The sequence below is a fragment of the Endozoicomonas sp. SESOKO4 genome (assembly GCF_024606275.1).
In genome coordinates, this window is record NZ_JAHHPS010000190.1 from 1 (window position 1) to 5,815 (window position 5,815).

Annotated in this window: 9 protein-coding genes; 5 read left to right on the top strand and 4 right to left on the bottom strand. The window is 46.8% G+C overall.

The genetic code is table 11. The features are described from left to right. From KDK16_RS03515 to KDK16_RS03525, 3 genes are all read left to right on the top strand, one after another. The coding region (locus KDK16_RS03515) for a hypothetical protein (RefSeq protein ID WP_257274705.1) at positions 1-682 on the top strand (682 nt) is incomplete at its 5' end. A 138-nt stretch (positions 683-820) separates the two neighbouring features. Beyond that, positions 821-973: a hypothetical protein gene (locus KDK16_RS03520; RefSeq protein WP_257253877.1), complete on the top strand. Its 153-nt coding sequence runs from the start codon at positions 821-823 to the stop codon at positions 971-973. 103 nt (positions 974-1,076) lie between these two features. Continuing rightward, positions 1,077-1,526 carry a YcgN family cysteine cluster protein gene (locus tag KDK16_RS03525; protein WP_257253875.1) on the top strand — a complete coding sequence of 150 codons (450 nt, stop codon included), beginning with the start codon at positions 1,077-1,079 and terminating at the stop codon, positions 1,524-1,526. Between the two features lie 75 nt (positions 1,527-1,601). Here the strand turns inward: KDK16_RS03525 and KDK16_RS03530 are convergent, their stop codons facing one another. Then, the gene (locus tag KDK16_RS03530; RefSeq protein WP_257253407.1) at positions 1,602-1,880 is read right to left on the bottom strand and encodes a hypothetical protein; all 279 of its coding nucleotides are present in this window, start codon (positions 1,878-1,880) and stop codon (positions 1,602-1,604) included. A gap of 431 nt (positions 1,881-2,311) precedes the next feature. Between KDK16_RS03530 and KDK16_RS03535 the strand changes: the two genes are divergently transcribed. Then, positions 2,312-2,863, top strand: coding sequence for an RING finger protein (locus tag KDK16_RS03535; RefSeq protein WP_257274706.1), 552 nt, complete (start codon positions 2,312-2,314; stop codon positions 2,861-2,863). Positions 2,864-3,018: 155 nt separating this feature from the next. Here KDK16_RS03535 and KDK16_RS03540 read toward each other — a convergent pair whose 3' ends face one another. Then, entirely contained in the window at positions 3,019-4,251 is a 1,233-nt protein-coding gene (locus tag KDK16_RS03540; protein WP_257253411.1) for a transposase, read from the bottom strand. A gap of 37 nt (positions 4,252-4,288) precedes the next feature. Between KDK16_RS03540 and tnpA the strand changes: the two genes are divergently transcribed. After that, positions 4,289-4,690, top strand: a complete 402-nt coding sequence (gene tnpA / locus KDK16_RS03545) for an IS200/IS605 family transposase (RefSeq protein WP_257274707.1) — start codon at positions 4,289-4,291, stop codon at positions 4,688-4,690. A gap of 173 nt (positions 4,691-4,863) precedes the next feature. On the opposite strand, the gene KDK16_RS03550 is transcribed toward tnpA, so the two are convergent. Both KDK16_RS03550 and KDK16_RS03555 read right to left on the bottom strand, forming a co-directional pair. Then, positions 4,864-4,968 (bottom strand): LacI family DNA-binding transcriptional regulator, encoded by a 105-nt coding sequence (locus tag KDK16_RS03550; RefSeq protein WP_257253415.1) that lies wholly within the window; start codon positions 4,966-4,968, stop codon positions 4,864-4,866. Then, the gene (locus KDK16_RS03555) at positions 4,956-5,282 is read right to left on the bottom strand and encodes a PTS lactose/cellobiose transporter subunit IIA (RefSeq protein ID WP_257253416.1); all 327 of its coding nucleotides are present in this window, start codon (positions 5,280-5,282) and stop codon (positions 4,956-4,958) included. Before KDK16_RS03555 ends, KDK16_RS03550 begins: the two co-directional genes overlap by 13 nt. Positions 5,283-5,815 lie beyond the last annotated feature (533 nt).

Here is a 5,815-nt window from a genome sequence, read left to right on the forward strand (position 1 = left end):
TCTCGCCGTCATGTCTATGAATCATGGCAGAGGCTTTCCCAAACATGAGGAAGTGGCAGTGCTGCTGGGCTGGCCGGAATGGAGAGACCGGGATGGCAAGTTCAATACGAAGCTTTTCGTCGCCGTCTCGTTTATGAATCATGGCAGAGGCTTTCCCAAACATGAGGAAGTGGCAGTGCTGCTGGGCTGGCCGGAATGGAGAGACCAGGATGGCGAGTTCAATACGAAGCTGTTCCTTGCCGTCTCGTCTATGAATCATGGCAGAGGCTTTCCCAAACACGTAGAAGTAAGACTAATGCTGGACTGGCCGGAATGGAGAGACCAGGATGGCCGGTTCAATACGGAGCTGTTCCTCGCCCTCTCGTCCATGAATCATGGCAAAGGCTTCCCCAAACATGAGGAAGTGACAGTGGTGCTGGGCTGGCTTGAATGGAGACGGGATGACAAGTTCAATACGGCGCTGTTCCTCTACTACGCGTCCAGGAATCATGGCAGAGGCTTGCCCAAGCATCAGCAGGAAGTGAAAGACACGCTGAGTCGGCTGGAATCGAAAGACCAGCAGTATGAGCATGGATTCAATGAGGAGCTGTTCCGCGCTTTCTCGTCCATGTCTACGTCAAGAGGCTTGCCCCAATATGAGCAAGTGAAAGCGATTTTCAACTGGCCGAAATGGAAAGACTAGCAGCCTGTCGAACTTATGTGTCCGTAGCGAAGGTTGCGAGAAATTAAGGATAAAAATTTCTGATCCCGAGGAGAATAGCGAGCTATTTGACGAGGGAGCATGAATTTTCAGGCCAATTTATCGCAACCGCACAACTGCATGGATGCAGGAGCTGATCAGTTGCGTTTTCTGGACGCCAACAACGCCCGGCCTGTATTCGAACTGTTTACTTCTTTGACTGCCCTGCAAAAACTCAGAAAAGAGCATTCTTCTAAAAAGGCGAGACCCTTTATTATTGGAAGTTGCTCTTGATGTTTGTGAGAGTTGTCAGGAATTAGAGTTGCTTCATGGCTATTAGTTCGTTACTTTCTGCCGGTAATTGCACTACTTCACATTAAATGAACACTATTGCGGTATGACAACCTCTTTCTGGCAGACCAAATCCCTCGAACAGATGACTCCTGATGAATGGGAGAGCCTCTGTGATGGCTGCGGTCGCTGCTGCCTGCAAAAGCTGCAAGATGAGGATACAGGAGAGGTTCACTACACCTCTCTGGCCTGCAAGCTGCTGGATATTCATAGCTGCCAGTGTTCAGATTATGAACACCGCAAGGAAAAAGTCCCTGAATGCCTTAAGCTGACAGCCAGTGATATTCCTCATTTTCACTGGCTGCCAGACACCTGTGCCTATCGACTTCTGGCCGAAGGCAAACCGCTTTGCGACTGGCACCCTCTGATATCCGGAAACCCGGACAGCGTTCATTTGGCTGGCATTTCCATCGGGGCGTTTGCGCAATCAGAAAGCTCAGTGCCTGAAGAGGATTGGGAAGATTACATTATCCCCCTGCAGCCCGTCGAGCGCTGAGTCGGGCAGCCCCCGCTATCCCCGACGACATTCAGCTCCGCCGAAGGCGTCAGCTGGAATGGCCGTGTCAGGCTGCTAGGGAGAGAAGTAATCCAGTACCTCAACATAATACATGCAGCCTCGAATCATAATACCCATATGACTAGGGAAAAAGTTTGTTGGCGCGGGGAAGCCTTGCACCCAGTATGGAAAAGCCTGCTGCCGGATGGACACCCAAAGAATACCCCAGCCATTTGATTGAAGCACAAAATTAGCCACAGAATTGTAGTCATAAGGACTGCGGATAACATAGCCTGTGGCAACACTCTTACAGGAAAGACAAAAAAGAGCAGTCAGAGCTATATATTTTTTCATATCAGCCAATAACCTCCATATGCTGAAGAATATATATGGACCAAATGACTGATCTTGCAACTTGACGACCTCTGCAGGGGACAAGCCCCCATTTACTGGCAAATCATCTTGAAACCTCTCTTGGGCATCAATCCTGTATTGACCTTATTGCGCTGGTTATTTTTGGCCTCATGCAGATGGGTTCAGTCAACCTTTCCCGTATTGCCCGAACTTTGGGGCACGTACCGGGACCGGCTCCGGGTGCAATCGTCTCAAGCACTTCTTCGCCCGGAGTGGCATGGAGCATGATGATATTGCCAGAATGGTCGCTAAGTAGGAGGGCGTCATTCCCACGGAGGAAGCTGTCGCAAAAGTAGCGAGCAAAGCTGAGACGAGGCAACGGTTCTTCCGCCTGGCATCGTTATGGCTTTTCACAGGGTAAGTCATAAAATTTGGGGAACTTTTCTGCCAGTTTTTTATCTCATTATTTACTAATGAACAGAAATGGAACTTATTTTATGACAATGAGTGTTTCGGATGCATGTCAAATCTGTCTCGGGTCTTTTAATGAAAAAGATAATGAAGATCTTCGATGTAAGAATAAAAAAGTGGTTCTCCCGTGCCATGAATCTCATGTTTTTGGAAGAAAATGTCTTGCTATATGGTATGGCCATTCCAAGACTTGTCCTAGCTGTAGGGCTCCGGTGCCGTCATATGTTTTTGAGAATATGCCTCCTCCTCGATCATTGCGTGAACGGGTAACCAGAATATCTCAAATTGCTACTAATGCTTTTATTGGTGCTGCTGGCTCTGCTCTTATTGGGGCAACTCTTATTGGTACCTCTGGCATTATTAATATTTACAGTGGTTTGGCTGAGACTGGTGATGTTATGACCGCTTTGGCTGCTGGTGTACGCACAGCTACTCTATCCGGAGCTGTTTTTGGAGCGGGAAATAGCGTAATTGAAGTACTACCTTACGGGTTTATAGGTTTTTTCTATTAGCCTTGCCAGCTGCCCTATAGCTTATGCATTTTATGGCTACCTTGCTGCTAGTCATTTTGCTGGTTTTGCCGCTGGTGCATTCGTTGGCGTGCTCTGCCCTCCTCATCCTTCTATTTATTTTGATGATTAATTTACGGGGTGATGTACTCCCACCACTAAGCCGCTGAAGCAGCTTTAGTGGGGGCTTCTTGCGACCCACGCTGAGAACTCTCAACACCTTTCGCTGTAGCACCTGCGCTGACAGATATTGCTACAGGGGAACTCTTTATACAAACGCTGCATCCCAGCGAATCAGCTAAACCAATATCACGGATATTACAGGCGGCGTTTATGTCCCTGTCATTGACAGATTGACAATTTGGGCACTGCCACTCCCGCACAGACAGGGGCATGGCTTCCATTTTATAGCCGCAGCAATTACACAGTTTGGAACTCGGATGGAACCTCCCTATCCGAATCAGGTTCTTGCCATTCCAACGACACTTGTATTCCAGTGTCGTCAGAAACATTCCCCAGCCTGCGTCCTGTATTGCTCTGGCAAGTTTACGGTTTTTTATCATGCCTTTGATATTGAGGTCTTCTACAGCAAAGGTGGTTGCGTGGCTTTTGTCAGCCAAATTTGCTGTTGCCTGGTGCGTGAAATCGTAGCGACGGTTGGCTATTTTTTCATGGATTATGGAGACTTTGCGTTTTTGCTTTGATCTGTTGGCTGAACCTTTTTTCTTTCTGGCGAGTATCTTTTGCTCCATTGCCAGCCGAACCAGTGAAGCCTTCAGAATACGAGGGTTTTCAGTCTTGTTACCTTTACTATCAATAAGAAATTCAGTCAGCCCAACATCAAGACCAACAGTGTTTTCTCTTTCAATCGTTGCAGGAGCTGGATCAACAACACCATCATCAACCAACACACTGGCAAAGTATTTGCCTGACGGTGAACGCTTGACAGTAACGGTTTTGACCTTGCCGGAAAACGGGCGATGAAGTTTTGCTTTTATTCCCTTCAGCTTTGGCAGGTTGATAGCCGATGCTTCAAAATCAACCGTTACATGCTGGGGGCATTGGAAAGACTGCCAGCCGGAATATTTTGATTTGAATTTTGGAAACTGGGCTCGACCCTGAAAAAAGTTGGTGAACGCAGTATCCAGGTTGGCGAGAGAGGCCAGCAGACTTTGACTGTTGACGTCCGTCAACCATTCTTTGTCGTCTTTCTTGCTGGCAACCAGACGATCCTGAAGCTGACGCTTTGACAGGCTCTTTCCGGTTTCTTTGTAATGTTTGTCTTTTTCTGACAATGCCCAGTTATAGACATGACGAGAGCAACCGAAGTGCTTTTCAATCAGCACTCGCTGTTCAGGGTTGGGGTAGGTTCTGTACTTGTATGCTCTCATACGACTATAATAACACAAAATAACTTAGTGTAATAGAATGAAATCCCACTATCATTGTGTCTATAAGCTAAAATATTATTTAGTGTTAGTAACAAAATACCGCCGTAGATGCTTCACAGCTCCCATGCTGGTCAGGTTGGAAGAAATCTGTCGTGACCTTTGCCAAAAGTGGGAGGTTGATCTTGAAGAGTTTGGTGGAGAGGCTGACCATGTTCACCTAATGCTTGATCTGCATCCGAACATCATGCCCAGCAAGTTCGTGAACAACCTGAAAACTGTCACCAGCAGGCTTATCCGAAAAGAGTTTTCAAAGCACTTGAAAATGCATTATTGGAAGCCTGTTCTATGGACAAGGGCGTACTGCTTGATAACGGCTGACGGTGCGCCTTTGGAAGTTCTGAAGGAATACATACAGAAACAGGAGAGGCCGGAGAAATGACAGCCCTATACGGGCTATTCGCTATCCATCTCCATCCAAACCTTCAAAGGTCGCTACGCTCCCAATGAGAGGCTATGGATGGAGAATTTCGCGAGTTTCGTTAAACTGTATTCACAGAGAAAAGCAAAGGCTTCCACACAACCTGCAGCCATCTCTTGAATAGCAAACTCCACTCACAGGCGGGTTGTCTCCGTTACCTGTCCGGTATTTTTCAGTACCCTGGATACGATAGCACGGGATACTTTTGCTCGCTCAGCGACGTCTTTTATTGTGGCCATTTTTGCTTCTGATCGATTTTTTTGTGAAGTGTTATCAGCTCCTGAACCATTTCCTGAGCCAGCATGGATGTCATCAAATGATCCTGGGCATGTACCATCACCAGGGTCATTGGCCTTTTCCCTTCGCCCTGATCTTCCTCGATCAGTTGAGTCTGGATTCTGTGAGCCCCTTTTGCGGCCTCCCGGGCGTGAGCTATCATCTCTTCGGCTCCTTCGTAATCCCCAGCCTTTGCCTTGGACAAAGCATCGTAAGCACAGCTGCGAGCGAGGCCAGAGTTAATGATAATCTCCATTACGGCAGACTCTGGATCCATGGTCATACTCCTGTCTGGTATACAGTTAGCCGGAGTGCTTTGCGGACTCTTGATCAATTGCCCGAAACACTCAAAAAATGTTTTACGGTAAAAATAGTCAGGACGCTCAGTTTACACTGTGTCTTTTTAGATGCAGTCGGTTTCATGGAGTGGTGACATTATGGCTGACATAAGTCAAAAAACCGGGTTTTGGACTGCTTGAGTGAAAGTGAAATAAAAAAAGACAAATGCCTTATATTCGTGACTGGATATTCGCATAGGTGTAAACCGAAGCTTTATTGATATAGATCAAGGTTTTTGTAGTAGGTAATACGTATTATGAAGTCACTCGGGCCAATCAAGAAAAATAATAAAAAGCGCCAGAGAATAAGGGACATAAAAAAAAGAAGCGGGAGCCAGTGACAAGCCAGCTGATCAAATACCCGGGTTTGAGGGGACCCAGGGTATTTTTTTATGGGTAAAAAATCTGCCTCAAAGTTCATTCATTCTGCAATAAAAATCATCAGTAAAAAATTGTTTCTGAAGCTCATGGC

Coding starts and splice junctions, on each gene's coding strand:
- KDK16_RS03540 (WP_257253411.1), bottom strand. CDS start 4,251: ATGAGAGCATACAAGTACAGAACCTACCCCAACCCTGAACAGCGAGTG.
- KDK16_RS03530 (WP_257253407.1), bottom strand. CDS start 1,880: ATGAAAAAATATATAGCTCTGACTGCTCTTTTTTGTCTTTCCTGTAAG.
- tnpA (WP_257274707.1), top strand. CDS start 4,289: ATGAAATCCCACTATCATTGTGTCTATAAGCTAAAATATTATTTAGTG.
- KDK16_RS03550 (WP_257253415.1), bottom strand. CDS start 4,968: ATGGCCACAATAAAAGACGTCGCTGAGCGAGCAAAAGTATCCCGTGCT.
- KDK16_RS03520 (WP_257253877.1), top strand. CDS start 821: ATGGATGCAGGAGCTGATCAGTTGCGTTTTCTGGACGCCAACAACGCC.
- KDK16_RS03525 (WP_257253875.1), top strand. CDS start 1,077: ATGACAACCTCTTTCTGGCAGACCAAATCCCTCGAACAGATGACTCCT.
- KDK16_RS03555 (WP_257253416.1), bottom strand. CDS start 5,282: ATGGATCCAGAGTCTGCCGTAATGGAGATTATCATTAACTCTGGCCTC.